This window comes from Pedobacter sp. GW821-FHT01D05 (genome assembly GCF_059422505.1).
The window spans coordinates 94,017-115,448 of the sequence record NZ_JBWKXA010000008.1 but is presented as its reverse complement, the minus strand read 5'-3'; the positions used below and the strand labels follow the sequence as shown (position 1 = coordinate 115,448).

Genomic DNA, 21,432 nt, shown 5'->3' with positions numbered 1-21,432 from the left:
ACAATTAAACACCCAATCTCCATGAACAAGAAAGTTTTGATTATTGAAGATAATGACGACATAAGGGAAAGTACAGCTGAGGTACTGGATCTGGCCGGTTATGAAACTTTTACCGCGAAACATGGTAAGTTAGGTGTAGAAATGGCTTTAAATCATTTGCCTGATGTGATCCTCTGTGATATCATGATGCCAGAACTTGATGGTTATGGTGTACTATACCTACTGAACAAAAACCAGAAAACGGCCAATATTCCTTTTATTTTCATTACGGCAAAAACCGAGCGGGCAGACATGCGAAAAGGCATGGAGATGGGCGCAGATGATTACCTCACCAAACCGTTTGATGATATAGAACTTTTTAAGGCTATAGAAAGCCGGTTTAAAAAGAAACAACAATCAGCTGGCTTTAATTCAAGTGCAGGCAACAATGAAACGGTAATGGATGAGCTTCGTAAAAAGGGCAAATTAAGGCCAATTGCCAACAAGCAAATTATTTATGTGGAAGGGGATGAACCTAGCCATTTGTATTATTTGGTTAAAGGGCAGGTAAAAACATATAAACGTTTTAAGGATGGCAGGGAACTTTCTTCCAATCTGTATCATGACGGCGATTTTTTTGGGTACGAAAGCCTGTGCAACGGCGAAGTGTATGCCGATAATGCTGCAACCTTAACCGAATCAGACATTATACAGATCCCCAAAGCCGATTTTATGGAGTACCTGCTCAACCATCAGGCCGTATCCAAAACATTTATCACTTTGCTATCAGGAAATGTACGCGATAAAGGAAAGCAGATGCTTCAACTCGCCTATTCTTCAGTAAGAAAGCGTGTGGCAGAAGCATTGCTACAGGTTGCAAGGAAATTTGGTGATGGTACTTCCGACAGCTGTACCATCCGGATTTCGCGCGATGACCTTGCTGCATTGGTAGGTACGGCCAGCGAAACCGTAAGCCGAATGCTTGCTGATTTTAAAGATGAAAAACTGATCGATAAAACAGGCAATGCCATAAATATCCGCTCAATCGAAAAACTCAGAAACATTAAACAGTAACGCAATTATTGGTTCACTTGACCATTGTGTGGCCGGGCTTGAAGGAGTCGCAGCAAGCTATTTCGATCAGCAATGTGCTTAATCGATTTCGCACTGCCCACTTCAAATTAATCCTATCCCGGGTAATACTTTACATTTCCCGGGATAGGGTTGTTTTTATGGTAAAGTGGTTAAATTAACACTTGGCGCTATGCCAGTAGCGCTTCTGTTCAAAGCTGTTCCGTAAGCTGTATAAGAGGCAAAAAAACCTCCATTTTTCAGATAAAAGCTATTACCCGTAACGCCGCCCTGGTAATCCATACGTTGCTCAGCTGATGCAGTAGCATCGTAACTAAAACTGGCATTGGTAACCTCTGTCCAATTGCCACTACTGGTTTTATACCATTGATTACCGTAGTTACAACTTCTTTGCAGGTAGCCCTGGTCTGGGTTAAAGTTCTCGATAAACGAATACATTCCTGTTAAATATGCCGTTGTATTTGGACGTTTCCATTGTGCTATGATCTTCCAGGTACCGTTTTCGGGTGCATAAAACCAGGCCGTATAATCCGATCCGCCCGCACCATCGGGTTTGCCCCGCAATAAGAATTTATAGGTAGTACCTGCTACCCAGTTAAATAAGAGATAAGATTGTCCGCCGGTGCCTTCGCCACCAAACCCATTAGAGGTTATATCAGTTCCCTTCCTTACCAACGTAGTGCTGCCGGTTGATGGATCCCATACCGAAAATAATACTCTTCTTTCTGTAGCTGAGTTAACCTGCATGCCAAAGTAACCCCCGCTAAAACCATCGGCCATGAAATAAGAACCAATTTTGTCTTGTCCGCTGGGCACATTCAGCTCACTGTAAAACCATTCTGTGCCCGATGGTACGGTGTAATTTAAATGGCACGATGGGCCTCTTCTCGACCAATAATAATCAGCTACGGTATTGGCATATTGCACATTGGAAGCCACAGCAGGCCCGCTAATCACCAGGTCGGAAATGTCGCCATAGTAACTACCTGTTTTACTCACTCCCTGTATATCTACCCGTACATAGCCAGCAGCTGTAATATTTACGGTACCAATGGTAGTTGTGGTGGCAGTGGTACCGGTAATGGTTTTATTAAATACAGTGCCGTTAATAGTTACCTTGATGTTACTGCTTCCTGAAGGTACGGTGCCTTTTACCGCTACCGTTAAACTTCCGGTAAGTCCTAAACGGAACCATACACTGGTAATCGTGCTGGCTGATGTCCAATTATGTAAACCAGTATCATTAATTAAGCCACCTGTGCCAGCGGTATAGGCATTGCCACCTAAACCGACGTTTAGGGACGAACCGCCCAAACTTTCGGTAACTGCAATGGCGTTTTTAATTTTTGATGTCTCTGTTTCCGCGAGGGTTTCTGTTTTTTTACACGAATACAGGCTAAGCAATAATAGCAGGCCTGTGGCAAGTGAACTTGTTTTTTTCATTTTGGTTAGTATATGGTTGTTTATAATTAAGTTGCACACATTTTACCAATCTGTAATGCAGATAGTTTTTTGCTTAACCCAGCCCCATTTTCAACTGTCGGTTTTATAATTGTCACACTCGGCCGCTAATCCAACCCAAACACATTAGTGCAATAAAAAACAAGGAATATTTTGCACTAACCAGAATTGAAGTTAACGACTAACAATTGATAAAAATTAAGATTCTCAGCGCAAACGTTTGCTCAATTCAGCTATATTTTGCAACGGAAAAAGACATCATTTTATAGGTAATACAGCTTTTGTGAATTTTGTAGTTGTATGTAGTCTTAATATGGGTTAAACAAATCATTTTTGTTAAATGCTGTTCTAAACGATTTGATTATTAGTGTTTTATAGCATTGCTTTTGAGCTTTTTTTGAATAAACACAAACGTTTGTGTGAAGAAATGTAATTAATTTATTGATTATTGGTCCACTGGTAATTAGCCAATGGCTCATCGTCTAATTCTTCATTGGGTGACTGGAAGTGGGCGCCAGCCTGTGGCGATTATCGGTAAAGCAATCGAATTAGGTTTTTTATTTGTTCGTTGTTTAAATCGCTTAATTGCCGCTAAACGCTAAATTAAGAAATGTAACTAAAATCATTTTTTTCTCTAAGCATCCTCACCTGTTGCGGCTTACTTCCGCTATAGTTTTGTACCTATAAACTCTGTATATGAAAGCTATAGCTTACAACATCAAACCCGATGAAAAGGAATGGTTGGTACTGGCCAATTATAAAAAACACGACATTACCATAATTGCCAACAGTTTAACTATTGATACGCTTTCATTTGCAACCGGAAAGGAAGCCCTGTTGGTTTTTAACAACGATGAACTGAGCGGGGCGATGATTCTGGGGCTAAAAGCCCTGGGCATAAAATATATTGCAACCTCATCTTCCGAAACAGATCACCTCGACTTAAAAGCTGCGGGTTCTGCCGGGATCAAAGTGGCAAACGTTCCTTTGGCATCTGGTGATGCCGACGCTAAACAACGGATGGGGCAGGTGATCAAAAACCTCGATCAATGGGCTGCGGGTAAATGCGTAGGTAATGCGTGCTGCTGTCAAAACGAATGTTCTACCCTAAAAGCGCTCAAATAATGGAAATTGCTGCACTACTTAAAAAATACAATGTTGCCACACCAAGGTACACCAGTTACCCAACTGTTCCTTACTGGGATATTGAAAATTTCACTGCAAATGGTTGGTTAGCCAATGTAGCCAACACCTATGAAAGCCATAAAGATGAAGGGATCAGTCTATACATCCACCTTCCATTTTGCGAGAGCCTGTGCACCTATTGCGGTTGTAATACCCGGATAACAAAAAACCATAGTGTAGAGGTACCGTATATAAATGCTGTACTGGCAGAATGGAAAATGTATGTAGAAGTTTTGAGGGAGAAACCTAAACTAAAGGAACTGCACCTGGGTGGCGGAACCCCTACTTTTTTTAGTGCAGAAAACCTCGAAATCCTCATCAATGGCATTATGGAGCATGCAATCTTGGCGCCAGGTGCAGAACTTTCTTTTGAGGCACACCCTGCCAATACGACTAATACGCATTTAACAGTACTCTACAAGCTTGGGTTTAGGAGGTTAAGTTTAGGGATACAGGACTTTGATCCAAAAGTTCAGTTCCTGATCAACCGTTTTCAAACGCCCAAGCAGGTAGCTGAGGTTACGGCAGAAGCGAAGAAAATCGGTTATACCTCTGTTAATTTTGATCTGATCTATGGCCTTCCTGGGCAAACTGTTAATGGATTAACAGACACCATAAAACAGGTGATTGATATGCGGCCAGACCGGATTGCCTTTTACAGTTATGCGCATGTGCCATGGTTAAAGCCCGGTCAGAGACATTACGCGGAAGAAGATGTTCCTATTGGGGATGAAAAGTTTGCCTTATACCAACTTGGCAGGCAGTTACTGGATGAAGCTGGTTATAAAGACGTTGGTATGGATCATTTCGCACTAAAAACCGATTCATTGTTCCAGGCGATGGCCGATCTGAAACTCCATCGCAATTTTATGGGCTATACCAACCAGCATACCCGTTTACTTATCGGATTGGGCGTGTCTTCCATCAGCGATAGCTGGACAGCCTTTGCACAGAACCCCAAAACGGTAGAAAGCTACTTCAATAAAATATCGCAAGCAACATTGCCTGTAGAAAAAGGGCATTTCCTTACCGGTGAAGATCTTGAGGTAAGAAAACATATCCTTAACATGATGTGCAGGGAAAATACGAGCTATAAAGAAGGTATTCCCGAGCCAGTGTATGGCAGGCTCTTGCCTTTGTTACGCGATAAGCTGGTATGGGTAACCGAAAAGGAAATTAGGATTACCACCAAAGGGCGATCTTTTTTGCGCAACGTGTGCATGGCCTTTGATGAGAAACTGTGGCTTAAACAGCCAAAAACCCAATTGTTCAGCTCATCAATTTAAGTACAGTCTAAAATGGAAGATCAAAATAAAACTGCAACACGTGCCCTTTGCTATCATTGCGGCGAAGATCTGCCCAAGGTGAAATATCAGGCAGAAGATAAAGATTTTTGTTGCGCTGGCTGCATGGCCGTTTTTAAGATCCTTTCAGAAAACAATCTTTGTAATTATTATGTGTACAATCGTACACCAGGCCAGCAGTTTAAAAATGAAAGCCATTTAGAATATCTGGATGAGCCAAAAATTATCGACCAGCTGCTCGATTACAAACATGAAAGTTCGAGCATCATTACATTTTACATTCCGGCCATTCACTGCAGTTCATGCATCTGGTTGTTGGAACACCTCTATAAAATCAATCCAGCCATATTCGATTCACGTATCGATTTCATTAAAAAACAGGCAACCATAAGTTTCAACCATGAGGAAATCTCGTTAAGACAACTGGTAGAAGCTTTAAACCAGATCGGTTATGGCCCCTCGATCAATCTGCAGGATGTGGTAAAAGCGCACAGCAGCTCGGTAGACAAGGCTTTAGTGCTAAAAATTGCTGTCGCTGGCTTTTTAATGGGCAATGTTATGCTTTTTAGTTTCCCGGAATATTTTGGCCTTTCAGGTTTCGAGAAACAATTTCAATCACTTTTTGGATGGCTAAACCTTACTTTTTCCATTCCTGCCGCTTTTTATTGTGGACGTGATTATTTTACCTCCGCAATTACCAGTATCAGGCATAAACATATTAATCTGGATACCCCTTTAGCATTGATTATTGCCGTCCTGTTTCTGCGGACAGCTTTCGAAATCATTTTTAGCGCTGGACCAGGTTTTGCCGATACCCTAACAGGTTTGGTATTTTTACTTTTGATGGGCAAATGGCTCAAGCAGCGTACTTACCATCATATTTCTTTCGACCGCGATTACCGTTCATATTTTCCGATAGCCGTAACCACCTTGCAAAACGGTAAAGAAAAGCCAGTATCTATAAACGAAATCAAAATCGGCGACCGGCTGTGGATCAGGAGCGGAGAATTGGTTCCTGCAGATGCGATTCTAATGAAAGGTGAGGCCTGGATGGACATGAGTTTTGTTACGGGTGAGTCGGCACCGGTACATAAAGTTCTGGGCGAAATTATTTATGCGGGTGGCAGGCAGACCGCCGAAGCGATAGAACTGGAAGTGATCAAACCTGTTTCACAGAGTTATTTAACCGGACTGTGGAACCGAGAACATTATAAAAATGAACGCAAAAAGCAGAATTTTAATGATACCGTAGCCAAATATTTTAGTCTGGGCGTTTTCCTGATCGCATTTTCGGCCACAGCATATTGGTTGTTCCAAAACAACAGCCATAAGGCCTGGTCTGCATTTACAGCAGTGATTATTGTAGCCTGTCCGTGCGTACTGGCTTTGAGCACGCCATTTACCTTATCCGCAATTTTATCGGTTTTTGATAAGAAAGGTTTTTATGTGAAAAATACAGATGCCGTTGAGGAACTTGCCAAATGCGATACGATGATTTTTGATAAAACAGGCACGCTGACCAGTAATGAAAATGCAGCGATCATCTTTAGCGGAATTATAACCGATGAAGAAAAGATTATTGTTGCCTCATTGTTGCGGAATTCTATACATCCCTTGAGCAGGCATATCATTAAGGCCTTAAATGTCGACCGGTTTTACTCACTCAGCGATTATAAAGAGGTGATTGGAAAAGGTTTAACGGCCAGAATTAACGGCCAAAGTATTTATGCGGGGCATCTGTCAATGCTGCCGATCCAAGTAGCATCTGCCGCTGAGAGCGGGGTGCATATTGTGATCGATCATGTATATAAAGGATGTTTTGATATCAGGCAACAATGGCGGCCAGGGCTGGAACAAATGATTCTAAAACTTTCTCGATTCGATTTGCAGGTTTTATCCGGCGATACCGATAAAGACCGCTGGATGCTGGATACCATTTTCACGAAAAATACAACCATCAGGTTCCGCCAGAGCCCGCACCAAAAACTGAATGCTGTTCTACAGCTTCAACAGCAAGGGAATAAAGTAATGATGTTGGGCGATGGGTTAAATGATGCCGGCGCCCTGAAACAGAGCAACTTTGGGGTTGCAATAACCGATAATATTAACAGTTTCAGCCCCGGTTGCGATGCCATTCTCAAAGGCAGCGCCTTAAATTTTCTGCCAGATTTTATCCGGTTAAGTAAAGACGGGCTGAAGATTATTAAAACAAGCTTCGCAATAGCCATCGCATATAATTGTATTGGTATTTACTTTGCTGTGCAGGGCACACTTTATCCTTTGGTAGCCGCAGTACTGATGCCGATTAGCACAGTTACCATTATCTCCTTTACCACTTTGGCAACCAGGTGGTTTGCCCGTAAAAATAAACTGATATGAACATCCTTTACTTTTTGGTTGGCTGCAGTGTTTTAATGGCACTCATTTTTTTGGCTGCGTTTTTCTGGGCCTATAAAACCGGTCAGAACGATGATGTACATACCCCAGGTATCCGCATGCTCTTCGATGATGAGGTTATTGTTGAAAAAAGTGAAGAAGATCACTTTTCTAGCTAAGCATCATCATCCTTTGTCTATCCACCGGAGAATACCTTTGGTGTACAAAACATACAAAAATTCAGCTTCTATTATGCAGTTAGAAAAATTTACTTACGATAACAAGATTGTTCGGAACTTTGGTATTGCCACCCTGGTTTGGGGAATTATAGGCATGACGGTTGGCTTGCTCGCAGCAATGCAATTATTCAAACCTGCAATGAACATGGACAGTCAGTATACCACATTTGGGCGGATCAGGCCGCTGCACACCAATGCCGTAATTTTCGCCTTTGTGGGCAATGCCATTTTTATGGGGGTTTATTATTCGCTCCAGCGTTTGTTAAAAGCACGGATGTTTAGCGATGTGCTGAGCAAAATCCACTTCTGGGGCTGGCAATTGATCATTTTGTCGGCAGTAATCACCCTGCCGCTTGGCTTTACCACTTCGCACGAATATGCCGAACTCGAATGGCCGATTGATATTGCCATCACCATCATATGGGTGGTTTTTGGTGTTAACATGTTCGGTACCATTTTCAAAAGGAGAGAACGTCATTTATATGTGGCCATCTGGTTTTACATTGCCACATTTGTTACCATAGCGGTATTGCACATTGTAAACTCTTTTGAGCTGCCTATTTCTTTCATGAAAAGTTATTATGTGTATGCCGGCGTGCAGGATGCATTGGTACAATGGTGGTATGGGCATAATGCAGTAGCATTTTTTCTAACCACACCTTACCTGGGCATGATGTATTACTTTTTGCCAAAGATGGCCGGTAGACCGGTTTACTCTTATAAACTAAGTATCCTGCATTTTTGGTCGCTTATTTTTATTTACATCTGGGCGGGCCCTCACCATTTGTTATATACTTCATTGCCCGGTTGGGCACAATCATTAGGCGTTGCCTTTTCCATTATGCTGATTGCACCAAGCTGGGGCGGTATGATTAACGGTCTGTTAACCTTGCGCGGTGCCTGGGATAAGGTAAGAGAAGATGTAACCCTTAAATTTATGGTGGTTGCCCTTACCGCTTATGGTATGGCCACCTTCGAAGGTCCGTTATTATCTTTAAAACAGATTAACGGTGTAGCCCACTTTACCGATTGGATTGTTGCCCACGTTCACGTTGGTGCTTTAGGGTGGAACGGCTTTTTAACTTTCGGTGTACTGTACTGGTTAATTCCACGTATTTACAAAACAGAACTATATTCTAAAAAGCTTGCAGGTTTCCATTTCTGGATAGGTACTTTGGGTATCCTTTTTTATGCCGTGCCGATGTATTGGGCAGGTTTTACACAAGGGCTGATGTGGAAAGAATTTACGCCCGAAGGGTTATTAAAGTACCCGAATTTCTTAGCCACTACACTACAGATTATCCCGATGCATGTTTTGCGTTCAATTGGTGGTGCACTGTATTTAGCAGGGGTAATTGTAATGACTTATAACCTGGCCAAAACCATGTTAGGGGCTAAATTGCTTGCCAATGAACCGGCAGAAGCCATGCCATTAAGCAAAGTTATCATCGAAACCTCTTCAGCAGATAAAGCCTGGCACAGGGTTCTGGAACGTAAGCCAATGAAATTTATGGTGTTATCACTCATCATTATCTTAATTGGGGGCATGGTAGAAATGATGCCAACATTTACAATTCAATCTAACGTGCCGACCATAGCCAGCGTAAAACCTTATTCAGCGCTCGAACTTCAGGGGAGAGATCTGTACATCAGAGAAGGCTGTGTAAACTGCCATTCGCAAACGGTGCGGCCTTTCCGTTCAGAAACCGAACGTTATGGAGAATACAGCAAGGCCGGAGAATTTGTATATGATCACCCGTTTTTATGGGGGAGTAAACGAACAGGACCTGATCTTCATCGCATAGGCGGGAAATATTCTGATGCCTGGCATTACAATCACCTGGTCGATCCAACTTCAATGTCGCCAGGAAGTATTATGCCGCCATACCCATGGCTGATTGAGCAGAAACTGGACATTACAACCACAGCCAGCAAGATCAGGGCCATGCAAACATTGGGCGTTCCTTATCCCGATGGTTATGATAAACGAGCTAACGATGATTTAAAAGTTCAGGCCGAAAAAATTACACTCGACCTAAAACAGAATAATATTAAGGTTAAAAGCGACAGGGAAATAGTAGCCATTATTGCTTACCTGCAACGTTTGGGTACCGATATCAAAGCCAATAAAGAAACCATTCCTTCAAATCAATAAAATATGTTCAACCAGATCAAAGATTTAGCCGGTGGCGAAATATACCTCATCACCTCTCTGCTCATGTTCATGGTGTTTTTTGTAATCGTGGGTATTTACCTGTTCAAACTAAATAAAAAACATATCGAAGTCATGAGCCAGCTTCCCATTCAAGACAATCAATCTATTGCATATGAAGAAGATTAAACTATTGTTCTTATTCCTGTTCACCTCAATTACAGCCTTTGCTGCAAACGAGAAAGCCGCAGAAACCGTAACACCTGCTCAGGCAGGCTTGGGGTTAAACCAATCGGAAATACTGATTATCATCCTCTTGGTTTTTGCAGTTGTGCTTCTTGTTGTTTCAGTAACCTTGTTAAATGCATTCAAGGTAATGTATCAGGAACAGTTAAATCCTACACCATACACCAAACCTGTAAAGGAGCCGGTTTTGGATTACGATACCTGGTTAAAGCAACAGCCTGTTAAACCTTCAATCTGGACAAAACTTTTAAGTTTAAGGCCAATCGAAGAAGAAAAGGATCTGGTCATCGATCATGCTTACGATGGTATAAAAGAATTGAACAACCCTGTTCCGGCTTGGTTTAACTTCCTTTTTTACGGTACAATGATTTTTGCTGCGGCATATCTTTTTTATTACCACATTGGTGGTTATGGAGACCTGCAGGATAAAGAATACGAAAATGAAATGGCCAAAGCGAAGATAGAAAAAGCAGCCTACCTCGAAAAATCGGCCAATACCATTGATGAGAATTCGGTTAAGTTTGATAATACACCAACCGTGCTGGAAGAAGGAAGAACTGTTTTTACCACAAACTGTGTGGTATGCCATGGCGATAAAGGCCAGGGCATCATCGGGCCAAATTTAACCGACGAGTATTGGATACATGGTGGAGGCATAAACAATGTTTTCAAAACCATTAAATATGGGGTGCCCGAGAAAGGAATGATCAGTTGGGAGAAAAACCTGAACCCAAAACAGATTAGTGCTGTTGCTAATTTTATTCTGTCGTTAAAAGGGACAAATCCTGCAGGAGCAAAAGCACCACAGGGTGAGAAATACGAAGCGAAAGATTTAAAAGACAATGAGATGAAGGCAGCAACAGACAGTGTAAATCAGGCCAATGTTACCAAAAAATAAAAAAGAAAATAAAGGCGGGGGCAGAAATTTTATCTATCCTAAACAGCCATCAGGCAGGTTGTATACCTACCGGAAATGGGTAAGTTATGTGCTGCTTTTATTTTTGTTTGCCTGTCCATTTGTAAAGCTTAACGGTGAGCAACTGGTACTGCTCAACTTTATAGAAAGAAAATTTGTATTCTTTGGATTGATTTTTACCCCACAGGATTTTTACCTGTTTGCCCTTGCGATGCTCATTTTTATTATGTTCATCGTATGCTTTACAGTAGTGTTGGGCAGGCTATGGTGCGGATGGGCTTGCCCACAGACAATTTTTATGGAAATGGTTTTCCGTAGGATCGAATACTGGATCGAAGGAGATGCCAGTAAACAGCGGAAATTAGACCAGGCTGATTGGAATGCAGCTAAAATATTTAAAAAAGGCAGTAAACATTTCATCTTTCTGGTGATTTCTTTTGCCATTGCGAATACTTTTTTGGCATACATGATCAGCTCGGATGTACTCCTTAAAATTATAACGGAGCCCGTATCAGGCCATATTTCTGGCTTTGTATCCATCTGGCTATTTACATTTATATTCTATGGGGTATTTACCTATGTACGCGAAGTGGTGTGTACGGTAATCTGTCCGTACGGTAGGTTACAGGGCGTTTTGTTAGATAATCAAAGTCTGGTAGTAGCCTATGATTTCACCAGGGGCGAACCACGTGGGCATCTTCAGAAAAATGCCGATGAATTAACAGCCGGCGACTGTATCGATTGTGGGCTTTGCGTGCAGGTTTGCCCCACGGGTATCGATATTCGCGAAGGTACACAGCTCGAATGTGTAAACTGTACGGCCTGTATCGATTCTTGCAACGAGGTAATGCTTAAAATAAACAGGCCCAAAAATCTGATTGGTTTTTTTAACCAGGATTTTATTAAGGAACGTAAGCCCTATAAAATTGGTTTAAAATCTTACGGTTATGCTGCGGTACTGTTTGTGGTAATGATGGTTTTTTCTTCACTGATCTATAAAAGAGAAGATATCCAGACCACGGTATTAAGAGCAAGTGGTACTTTATACCAAAGCAGGGGGGCAGATAAAACGAGCAATCTTTATAATGCAGAGCTGATCAACAAAACCAATAAAGCAGTAAAATTCAGATTTAGGTCGCAAAATGATGGTGATGAAATTGATTTTATCCAAAAAACTGATGTTTTGCCAAAAGAAGGTTCAGTACACCTTACTTTCTTTCTGATCAGGAAAAATAATGCCATTAAAAAATATAAAACCGAAGCTGTTTTCGAAATTATTGCCAATGGTGAAGTTTTAAGCACAGCAACTACAAGTTTTTTCGCACAACCGGAAGGAATTGAATGATTGAGTTAGAGAATGAGAGAAGGATTGAATGATTGAATTTTGAATGATTGAATCTGGAGTTATGTTGCCATTCAAAACTCACTCATCCAAGATTAAAAAATAAGAGATTATGAACTGGGGAACAAAAATAGTGTTGGGAATGATTGCATTCATGATGTTTATTGTGGGGATGGTAGTTTATATGTTCCATGTACACGGACGGGATGCGTTGATCGAAGAAAATTATTACGAAAAGGGCATCAATTATAATGCAGAATACAATGCCAAAGTGAACGTTATAGACGATAATGCAAGCCCTAAAATTACCATTACAAAAACTCAGATTATTATTGAAATTAAAGATCGTGCTAGCTATAATCTCATTTTAATGCGGCCTGGCAATAGTGATGATGATATTAAACTAAAAGGAAATACTTCTGGAACAGCCAATCTCATTCTGGTTGATAAAACTAAAATGCCCAAGGGAAGGTGGTTTTTAAACCTCCAATGGCACTCCTCAGGAAAAGATTATCTGTTTAAAAATAACATCACCCTATGATGGATTTTTTGCCACTGGCATTTTTGATGGGGCTTTTCGGAAGCCTTCATTGCGCCGTAATGTGCGGGCCGATCATGCTGGGTATGCCATTCAGAAAGCAGGATTTCTTTCAAAGTGGGTTACAGCTTTTGTTGTACCAATTTGGCAGAATTGCCGTGTACACTGTATTAGGATTGTTGGTGGGTGCTTTAGGAAGTAGTATCCGCATTTTTAGCGATCAGAAAATGTTGAGTATCCTAATCGGTTCTATACTGATTTTATTTACAGCGCTACAGTTTAATGCGGCTTATAGAAATAGGTTTTCTAAGTTCCAGTCATGGGTACTCCAGCCGCTAAGCAGATTAATGGGAAAGGTATTCAATTTGCCGTTGTGGGGATTGTTTGCCGGAATGCTTAATGGCATCATCCCCTGTGGAATGGTTTATCTGGCACTCGCAACTGCCTTAAATACTGGTAGTATTAAATCTGGCGGTACTTTTATGCTTCTTTTTGGATTGGGTACCACGCCACTGATGCTCATGATTTCGTTAGGGGGGATCTTCCTGAAAAAATACATCCGTTTCAACACCAATAAGCTTATTCCATGGTTTATGTTTTTTATGGGGGCCTTACTTATCTTGAGGTCGGCAGATCTGGGTATTCCCTTTATATCACCAAGAAATACGGGTGCCTACGGTCATGTTATAGATTGCCGGTAAAAAATGCGCCAATTTAATGTGTTTTCTATTCAGATGAAGATTTAATGTTTTAGATAAGAAAATTGTTGCATGCTGTGAATGTAGTACTACAATATTCATAGAGCAATTACAGTGGCCATGAAAGGAAAGCCAGCGAATACCATCTCCAATATTTTGAACCGGATTACCAATGAATTGAACGAATAAGCAAAGCCCCCTAATCTTACTATAGCCATTTTTGTAAAACAATTACATACTCAACAAAAAAGACTATGGGACTATCAGGTTTAGGAATTTTTCATACCATCATTGGTATCGTGGCCATTGTAGCAGCAATCATTTCATTTGTACGCTTTGGCAAAATTGATTTAACTCAGCTTAGTGGCAAAATATACTTTTATACCACTGCTGTTACGGCTTTAACTGCATTGGGAATCTCCAAACATGGAGGCTTTAATGCCGGGCATATTTTTTCGGTATTCATTTTTATTTTAGTGGTGGTGGCTTTTTGGCTTTCGGTAAAGCGCAGTGTCAATAATAAGGCCCGCTACATAGAGAATTTTTTGCTCTCTTTCAGCTTCTTTCTGTCGCTCATTCCTACTGTGAACGAAACCTTTACCCGGGTTCCGCTGGGGCATCCACTGGCCAAAAATCCTACCGATCCTATCATTGCCCAAACATTACTGGTGCTCTTAATCGCATTTATTGCCGGTGCCATCTACCAATACATTAAACAGCGCAATGCGCTTAAAATACGGTAAAACAAAGCTTGTGATTTTCGGATAAAGGATATGCTACACCGGATAAGCTAATGCAAGGGGGCAGAAAAGCCAAACCATGCATTAGTTTTTCTATTTTTATAGCTGAAGGTTTTTAAAATATGATCATTGACCATAAAAAATACGATTTGTTTGGTAAATCCATTATCCAAAACATCAGGATAAAGGCACCTTTTACCTTCGATTTTCCCATTACCGATAATGCCTGCTTTTTGTACATGTTACAGGGCGAAATGCAATATCACCGCGATGAAGACCGGGTAAATATACCGCATAAACATGCCTTGTTTTTAAATTGTATACAGGCAAGCAAAACCATCAGTAACTTAAATGAAGGGGGGATTAACGAAATTATGGTCGTTAATTTTCATCCCGATATTTTAAAGCGGATCTACGATCGGGAGGTGCCGGTCATCCTTCAGGCACCCGACCGGATGGTTTCGAACAAAAGTGTCGAAATTTTAAGCAATAATTTTTTAATTGAAAAATATATTGAAGGCCTGCTGTTTTATTTTCAGCATCCGGCACTGGTTAACGAAGATATACTGGTTTTAAAGTTAAAAGAAATTATCCTGCTGCTGGCCCAAACCGCTAATGCCCGGGCCATACAAACCATATTTGCACAGCTTTTTTCGCCTGCTACCTATACGTTTAAGCAAATTATTGAGGCCAACCTGTTTGAACAACTCGGTATCGAAGCCCTGGCACAACTTAATAATTTGAGTTTATCATCTTTTAAACGCGAATTTGCCAGGCACTACAACGATACGCCAGCCAATTATATCAAAACCAAAAGGCTCGAAAAAGCGGCCGAACTGCTGTTAATTTCAAACGAAAGGATTAAAGACATTGCTTTTAAATGTGGCTATAACGATTTGGCCAATTTTACCAAAAGCTTTCGCGATAAATATCAGTGTACACCCAGCGATTTTCGGCAGCGTTAGTTGGGCTTGGTATTTGGTGCTACTGGGATGCCAAGGTTTTTCTTGAAAAGCACACAAAAGGCCTCATCTGCTTGCCCATATCGTTTTTCATAACCTGTCAGGCCATCAATGTAATAGTTTAATTCCTTGTTCGATAAAGTAGTTGTTCTGGAAAGATCTTTTATTGTCCAGGGAAAGTTGCTATGGTTCGGATTCGGAGTGTGTAAAAATAAGGCATCGTGATAGCTGTCAAAATCAATCAACGTTGCCCATATTTGATAATCAGTTTGCAAAGACTTTGCTTTTTCTGCGAGTAGATCAAAATGTCTAAATAGTTTGTCGAGATGAGGTTTGCGTTTTTTAAAACTATTATTGCCATAACCACGCCAATCAAAATGTGTATGCCATAAATCAAACCAGGCATGTTCAGGGTCGTCGAAGTTCAATGCAGACCAGTTGCTGTTTTTTACCCTAAGGTTTTTATAATAACGTCTAAGTCCCCTATGTTTTTTTAGTCTGCTCATATTGCTGTGTTTCAGCTTTATTTGTCGAATAGTTTTTCCAGTCCATACACATCGTTTTTTGTCAATAAGTCAAGTATTTCATTTTGCATATTAATGATATCTGTCTTAGCATTGTTTTCTTCAATGAAATGGTCAAGTGTTATAAAACTGTTTTTCAATGTTTCTATTAAATGGTTATCACTAAATTTGGTGTTCAATAGTTTATGCTTAGCTTCTTGGAAAATTACCCGCCCTTCTTTTAAGGTCATATGATTTGGCCCACTGTCTTCATTTTCTTCAAAGTCATCAACGCCATCGTCTTCCCAAAAACAGATCCCACAAATATCAAATGAATTTCTTTCGCCTAGTGTTAAGTAACCACAAACAGGGCAGGAGTTTTTTAAAATGTCTGCACTATTCACATCCATTCTCTGCTTACCAATTTTCAGTGGGAAGTTCTTTTGAAAAAAGTCTCTCTGTTCTTTAAAATTGTCGGTATAATTTTCCTGTTCTTTCATTTGTGGGGTGTCTTTTAAGCTGATTGTTAATGTTTTTTGGTTTGGCGATGGAGGATTTACGGCAGTAATAATTTTTTTAAAAAAGAGATTCAGTAGTTCTCCATTCTCCATTCACGGTCAATATTATCTAAGTCTACGTCAGGATAACTAATTTCATCTTTACTTACATCTCTTTTAAGAGGATCAAGTATCTGCCAAAGCGTTTCATCAATTTCGGAAAGATTACTCTTTACTATTTCTTTCAGTTGTGCTTGTAGATAAAAGCTATAATGAAGTCCAACTGAAAACCCTTCCAACATACCCCCATTTGGATAAGTCAGATTATAAACTTCTTGCCTAAAACTGAGAAGGTCACTGTAGAGCCAGTCTATATCAAAAGGCTTGTTTTTTATATATTCAGTCAGGTCGGGATACAAATCGCGTATTTTTAAAAGTACTTTATCTGATAATTCTTTATTTACTTCCTTTTCTCTATCGCGAAGGAACTCGCCACGTAACACATATTCAAGATTGGTCAACCCGTTTAATCGCAGTGCTCTGTTCCACTTTTCTTTTTTGCCAGTAAAGGCATACTTTATTTGAACAAGTGGATTTACATATTTTTTTGTTAGCCCGAAAGCTTCTAATAACAGTTCGATTTGCATAAGTCTGGTCTTCGCAGGCTTGGAGTTGTTTCTCTCCGGCGAAGACCACAAATGGTTGTAATCCAGAATTTTGTGTAATAAATCTTTTGCTGTCATATTTTATAGTGCACTTTTGTTTTAAAAAGACTTGCTGTTAAGTTGTTCCAATAACAATACTTTTTTATTCCAAAAAGAATTTCCATCGAGTTCTTTTAAGTTTCCTTTTGTAAAAAAAGGAAATATATCCCTTGCAATTCCCTTGGATAAATTATATGCCCAATATATAATATCTCTGCTGTGCATTGAAAGTACACGTTGCTCTTTATTCAGAACAAGAAATCTATGACCAAGATATGGGAAAAGAAGTGGTACATTTTGTTCAATAATAACTTCCTTTGTTACTGTATTAGCTTCCAAAACCCAATTAATGTTTGACCTGATTTCTTCCATATCATCAGGGTACGAATAAAAAATTGGGCCAAACTCAATTTCACCTTTTCCTCCATTATTGTCCAATCCAGGTTTATCAAGTCCATTCATTGTTTTATAATAGCTTTTCAACGATTCAGGAAATTGTATGCCTAATTGCTTCTGAAAGTCAATTAATTGCTCGTCGGTTAGCCCCTTTTTCCACTTACTGTTTTGTTGGATCTGAAATCCATAAGAAACCTCCAAATCGATTTGTTCCCAGTACTGCTCACTTTTTTGTTTAATGAGTTCAAAACTTGTTAAAGAATTATTTAACTTTTTATATTCAGAGGTGGTCATGATGATGGTATTTTAAAGGTTCCTGAACTAATTATAGATAAAGTCCTCATACTCGTGGTATGATGGGATACCGCCATCACCAATCATATAATTTACCTTTGCCATTGGTGTTCAAAGTCATTTTGATTTATTGCGAATTCTTCAAAATCTACAAGGTCGAGGGCTTGGTCTGTAAGAAAACCAAACTCGTCTTCACTCATTTGTTCGCTGTATTTTAATCTTTTACCGTTTTCATAAACCTCAATCTGCCGAAGTACCTCACCGTCTTGATTAGTTTCAAAATAATAGTCGCAAGCTCCCCACAATTCAGAATTCTCAATCCGATTTTCTTCAAAATGTCTTTTGTAGTATTGTATCGTCATAGGTTTGCCGTTAATTCCAAAATATATAAAATTACAATGCACAGGAAATTTTATCTGCTTAAGGAACAAGCATTTTAAGTATTCCTTACTCGCTATTAAATGTTTAAGACATTTAAATCAGACAGATGGAGATTGAGCATGATTGTTAATTAAGTCGTGACAAGATATTAATTTTCGTCGGAAATCATATCGAAGCAGCATACTTAGAAATGAAACTTTAAGGCGTATCTTTGTGGATGAGATAATAGGGAGGATAACTTCAGTGGCTTAGGCTACCAAGGACAGTGGAGAAGAGCCACTTTCTCTGAAATATACAAAATATTGCCAGATCACTCGATACTGCTGGCCGAAAGTAGCTTAAGATTAGAATGGATTCATAATTAGGTAAAAGGATAAGGTGGTAAAGGATTGCCCATAAAACAATTTTAATATTTTATAAATATTGATCCCCACATTTGGTTGTGGCCTCATGGCTAATTATAGATAACCCGAGCATCTCCGGCCAATTTTCTGTCTGGTAAGAAAGTTCTCGTCCAGTTTACCCGTTGCTAAAAAATCAATCGATATTTGCATTCCTCAGGCGCAGGGAATTGAGGATAACGGAAACGGAACTTAAACTCATTGCAAGGGCTGCGATCATTGGTGAGAGCAGGATCCCGAAAAAAGGATAGAGCAGGCCCGCAGCAACCGGGATACCCACAATGTTGTATCCAAGTGCAAAAAAGAGATTGCCCTTGATGTTTGCCATTACTTTGTGGCTCAATAACCTTGCTTTTGCGATCCCGTTCAAATCTCCTTTTACAAGGGTGATCCCTGCGCTTTGTATGGCTACATCGGTTCCTGTTCCCATGGCTATGCCGATATCAGCCTGGGAAAGTGCGGGGGCGTCGTTAATGCCATCTCCCGCCATCGCCACTTTCTTGCCTTCAGCCTGGAGTCTTTTTATTTCCTTTAATTTATCTTCAGGAAGCATCTGGGCTTTATAGCCATCTAATTTCAGCGTTTTGCTAACTGCTTTAGCTGTGTCGTCATTATCGCCGGTAAACATCATAACCTTTATACCTTCATCCTGGAGTTTTTGAATTGCAGATGCACTCGAAGGCTTAATCTGATCAGAAATCACAACATATCCGACAGCTTTTTCTCCTACAGACAGATATGAGACCGTTTTGCCGTCTTTTTGAGCGGCCTTAACCTGCTCTTTTAATTCAGGGTCTATTACCGCTTTAACCTGCTCCATTAATTTCTGGTTACCTAAAGCCAGTATTTCCGATCCCAAATTGCCTGTTACGCCCATTCCCGTGATTGCCTCAAAGCTTGTTAGGGGCTTAACCTCTATTTTGTTTTCTTCGCCATAGCGTAAAGTTGCCTGTGCCAGCGGATGTTCACTGCTACTGTTCAAAGCCACAATTTTTTCAAGAATATCCGTTTGGGTAAAGCTTGAATTTACGCTAACCACTTTTTCAACCGAAGGTTTACCTTCTGTTACCGTTCCGGTCTTGTCGATGACAACTACATCAATAGCATTCATTTTCTCCAGCGATTCCGCATTCTTTATCAGGATACCAGAATGTGCACCCTTGCCCACCCCCACCATTACAGACATCGGTGTTGCAAGCCCCAGGGCGCATGGGCATGCAATAATCAATACCGCTATCGCATTTACAAAGGCATAAACATAAGCCGGGTCGGGACCGTACAATGCCCATAATAAAAATGTTATAATGGATATGAGTACCACAACGGGCACGAAATACCCGGAGATCTTATCGGCCATCTTTTGGATGGGCGCTTTGGATCGGCTGGCAGAATTTACCATTTCGATGATCTGGGATAAGAGGGTCTCCGAGCCTACCTTTTCAGCTACCATTACAAAAGTCTTATTTCCGTTGATTGTTCCCGAAGTTACCTTTTCGCCTGTTTTTTTCTCCACAGGAACCGGTTCTCCTGAAATCATCGATTCATCAATTACCGCTTCTCCAATCTCAATGCTGCCGTCTACCGGAATGCTTTCTCCGGGCTTTACCCTTAGAAAATCTCCTTTCTGGATGTCTTCAATGGGTACCGACACTTCCTTATCCCCAACCACTTTAGTAGCGATGTTTGGGGCTAGTTTCAATAGCTCCTTGATGGCACTATTGGTTTTTCCATGCGCCCTGGCCTCTAAAAGTTGTCCGAGCAGTACCAATGTCAGGATAACCGTTGCCGCTTCAAAATAAACAAAGACCGTTCCGTGGTGCGTTTTAAACTGGGCAGGAAAAATATCGGGGAAAATCAGTGCAACCAGGCTGAAAAGCCAGGCTACTCCCGCACCTATTCCTATAAGGGTGAACATATTCAGTTTCCAGGTTATCACCGATATCCAGGCGCGCTGGAAGAACATCCAGGTAGCATAGAAAACTACAGGAATGGATAATCCAAACTGAATCCAGTTCCAGTATTTAAGTTCCAGCAAATCAAACAGCGGGTTATTGGGAATCATTTCCGTCATTGCGATGACAAAAATGGGTATAGTAAAGGCTGCTGCAATCTTAAACTTTCCGAGCAGCGAATCATAAGTTTTATCTTCTTCTTCCAGAACTGCTCCGGTAGGAACCAGATCCATCCCGCAGATTGGGCATGCTCCCGGCTCATTCCTGATAACTTCGGGATGCATCGGACAGGTAAACTGTGACGGCCGGTTCTTTTCAGGCTGTTTCACCAGGTCCATTCCGCATACAGGGCAATGTCCCACTCTTGGATAAGTTTTTTCGCCCTCGCAATGCATCGGACAATAGAATACTTCTCCTCCTTGGTTTATATCGTTTTTTTTAACTGGCGAATGATGTTGGTGCTCCGATTCATAATGAACACTATTTATTTGCCCGGGTGCTTTTAAAACCTCTTTTTCATAAGATCCCATCTCAATACCGTAATTTCCCGCCGCAGATAGTGTCTTTTGCAATTTCTCGGTTGGTACATGTTTTTCCATGCTAATAATGGCTTCAGCAGGCTCCAGAGATACCTTTGCAGAAATGCCATCAATCGAGTTTAGTGCATTTTCAACTTTTGCCCTGCAGCCCTGACAGCTCATTCCGCTTATTTTATAGCGATGTTCCATGTTTTCGATTTTTTAGGATTTAAAATTAATACCGGAGGATAGCACATGTTATTCAATTTTATTCAAGTCAACAGTCCGTCCCCGCCGGATTTTTAGTCCTGCAAAGCCGGATATATTTACGTTCAGCCGGTACTGAGCAATGTAGGTTAGTGGGAACCTACATTTAAAAGCGCTCAAGGTTAATTTTTATATAACAAATCTATATAAAGACCTGCAATTAGCTTTATACAATTTTCCTTATGTTTTATATAATTATGCATAGATCAAGAGGAGAAAACTGGATATGAGATTCTTTTCTACACCAGTTTTTTAACAGATCAATGTAGGTATTAATTCTTTAGGAATT

At 40.5% G+C, this 21,432-nt stretch carries 20 protein-coding genes; 13 read left to right on the top strand and 7 right to left on the bottom strand.

Annotated elements, in window-relative coordinates; translation table 11 throughout:
* Positions 1-21: 21 nt before the first annotated feature.
* On the top strand, positions 22-1,053 hold the full coding sequence (locus AC07VK_RS22875) for a response regulator (RefSeq protein WP_492954294.1): 1,032 nt from the start codon (positions 22-24) through the stop codon (positions 1,051-1,053).
* A 156-nt stretch (positions 1,054-1,209) separates the two neighbouring features.
* Here the strand turns inward: AC07VK_RS22875 and AC07VK_RS22870 are convergent, their stop codons facing one another.
* Positions 1,210-2,514, bottom strand: a complete 1,305-nt coding sequence (locus AC07VK_RS22870) for a DUF3472 domain-containing protein (RefSeq protein WP_492954295.1) — start codon at positions 2,512-2,514, stop codon at positions 1,210-1,212.
* Positions 2,515-3,228: 714 nt separating this feature from the next.
* Between AC07VK_RS22870 and AC07VK_RS22865 the strand changes: the two genes are divergently transcribed.
* The 12 genes from AC07VK_RS22865 to AC07VK_RS22810 all read left to right on the top strand — a co-directional run bounded on the left by AC07VK_RS22865 (position 3,229) and on the right by AC07VK_RS22810 (position 15,233).
* Positions 3,229-3,657 (top strand): lactate dehydrogenase, encoded by a 429-nt coding sequence (locus AC07VK_RS22865; protein ID WP_492954296.1) that lies wholly within the window; start codon positions 3,229-3,231, stop codon positions 3,655-3,657.
* Positions 3,657-5,003 (top strand): oxygen-independent coproporphyrinogen III oxidase, encoded by a 1,347-nt coding sequence (hemN, locus tag AC07VK_RS22860; protein WP_492963321.1) that lies wholly within the window; start codon positions 3,657-3,659, stop codon positions 5,001-5,003. The genes AC07VK_RS22865 and hemN overlap by 1 nt, the downstream gene beginning before the upstream one ends.
* Before the next feature lie 12 nt (positions 5,004-5,015).
* Positions 5,016-7,400, top strand: coding sequence for a heavy metal translocating P-type ATPase (locus tag AC07VK_RS22855; protein ID WP_492963323.1), 2,385 nt, complete (start codon positions 5,016-5,018; stop codon positions 7,398-7,400).
* Complete coding sequence (gene ccoS / locus AC07VK_RS22850) at positions 7,397-7,576, top strand: cbb3-type cytochrome oxidase assembly protein CcoS (RefSeq protein WP_492954299.1); 180 nt, start codon at positions 7,397-7,399, stop codon at positions 7,574-7,576. The genes AC07VK_RS22855 and ccoS overlap by 4 nt, the downstream gene beginning before the upstream one ends.
* Positions 7,577-7,649: 73 nt before the next feature.
* Complete coding sequence (gene ccoN / locus AC07VK_RS22845) at positions 7,650-9,791, top strand: cytochrome-c oxidase, cbb3-type subunit I (RefSeq protein WP_492963325.1); 2,142 nt, start codon at positions 7,650-7,652, stop codon at positions 9,789-9,791.
* A gap of 3 nt (positions 9,792-9,794) precedes the next feature.
* Entirely contained in the window at positions 9,795-9,977 is a 183-nt protein-coding gene (locus AC07VK_RS22840) for a hypothetical protein (protein WP_492963327.1), read from the top strand.
* Positions 9,964-10,932 (top strand): cbb3-type cytochrome c oxidase N-terminal domain-containing protein, encoded by a 969-nt coding sequence (locus AC07VK_RS22835; RefSeq protein ID WP_492963329.1) that lies wholly within the window; start codon positions 9,964-9,966, stop codon positions 10,930-10,932. The genes AC07VK_RS22840 and AC07VK_RS22835 overlap by 14 nt, the downstream gene beginning before the upstream one ends.
* On the top strand, positions 10,916-12,295 hold the full coding sequence (gene ccoG / locus AC07VK_RS22830; protein ID WP_492963331.1) for a cytochrome c oxidase accessory protein CcoG: 1,380 nt from the start codon (positions 10,916-10,918) through the stop codon (positions 12,293-12,295). The genes AC07VK_RS22835 and ccoG overlap by 17 nt, the downstream gene beginning before the upstream one ends.
* Before the next feature lie 109 nt (positions 12,296-12,404).
* Complete coding sequence (locus AC07VK_RS22825; RefSeq protein ID WP_492954304.1) at positions 12,405-12,833, top strand: FixH family protein; 429 nt, start codon at positions 12,405-12,407, stop codon at positions 12,831-12,833.
* Positions 12,830-13,531, top strand: coding sequence for a sulfite exporter TauE/SafE family protein (locus AC07VK_RS22820; protein WP_492963333.1), 702 nt, complete (start codon positions 12,830-12,832; stop codon positions 13,529-13,531). Before AC07VK_RS22825 ends, AC07VK_RS22820 begins: the two co-directional genes overlap by 4 nt.
* 251 nt (positions 13,532-13,782) lie before the next feature.
* Positions 13,783-14,271 carry a hypothetical protein gene (locus AC07VK_RS22815; RefSeq protein WP_492954306.1) on the top strand — a complete coding sequence of 163 codons (489 nt, stop codon included), beginning with the start codon at positions 13,783-13,785 and terminating at the stop codon, positions 14,269-14,271.
* A 119-nt stretch (positions 14,272-14,390) separates the two neighbouring features.
* On the top strand, positions 14,391-15,233 hold the full coding sequence (locus AC07VK_RS22810; protein WP_492963335.1) for a helix-turn-helix domain-containing protein: 843 nt from the start codon (positions 14,391-14,393) through the stop codon (positions 15,231-15,233).
* On the opposite strand, the gene AC07VK_RS22805 is transcribed toward AC07VK_RS22810, so the two are convergent.
* The 6 genes from AC07VK_RS22805 to AC07VK_RS22780 all read right to left on the bottom strand — a co-directional run bounded on the left by AC07VK_RS22805 (position 15,230) and on the right by AC07VK_RS22780 (position 21,086).
* Positions 15,230-15,736 carry a hypothetical protein gene (locus AC07VK_RS22805; RefSeq protein ID WP_492963337.1) on the bottom strand — a complete coding sequence of 169 codons (507 nt, stop codon included), beginning with the start codon at positions 15,734-15,736 and terminating at the stop codon, positions 15,230-15,232. The genes AC07VK_RS22810 and AC07VK_RS22805 overlap by 4 nt on opposite strands.
* A 17-nt stretch (positions 15,737-15,753) precedes the next feature.
* On the bottom strand, positions 15,754-16,344 hold the full coding sequence (locus tag AC07VK_RS22800; protein WP_492963339.1) for a CPCC family cysteine-rich protein: 591 nt from the start codon (positions 16,342-16,344) through the stop codon (positions 15,754-15,756).
* The gene (locus tag AC07VK_RS22795; RefSeq protein ID WP_492963341.1) at positions 16,323-16,973 is read right to left on the bottom strand and encodes a hypothetical protein; all 651 of its coding nucleotides are present in this window, start codon (positions 16,971-16,973) and stop codon (positions 16,323-16,325) included. The genes AC07VK_RS22800 and AC07VK_RS22795 overlap by 22 nt, the downstream gene beginning before the upstream one ends.
* A 21-nt stretch (positions 16,974-16,994) precedes the next feature.
* Positions 16,995-17,624, bottom strand: a complete 630-nt coding sequence (locus AC07VK_RS22790; protein WP_492963343.1) for an SMI1/KNR4 family protein — start codon at positions 17,622-17,624, stop codon at positions 16,995-16,997.
* Between the two features lie 92 nt (positions 17,625-17,716).
* Complete coding sequence (locus AC07VK_RS22785; RefSeq protein ID WP_492954312.1) at positions 17,717-17,986, bottom strand: hypothetical protein; 270 nt, start codon at positions 17,984-17,986, stop codon at positions 17,717-17,719.
* 556 nt (positions 17,987-18,542) lie between these two features.
* Positions 18,543-21,086: a heavy metal translocating P-type ATPase gene (locus AC07VK_RS22780; RefSeq protein ID WP_492963345.1), complete on the bottom strand. Its 2,544-nt coding sequence runs from the start codon at positions 21,084-21,086 to the stop codon at positions 18,543-18,545.
* Positions 21,087-21,432: the final 346 nt, after the last annotated feature.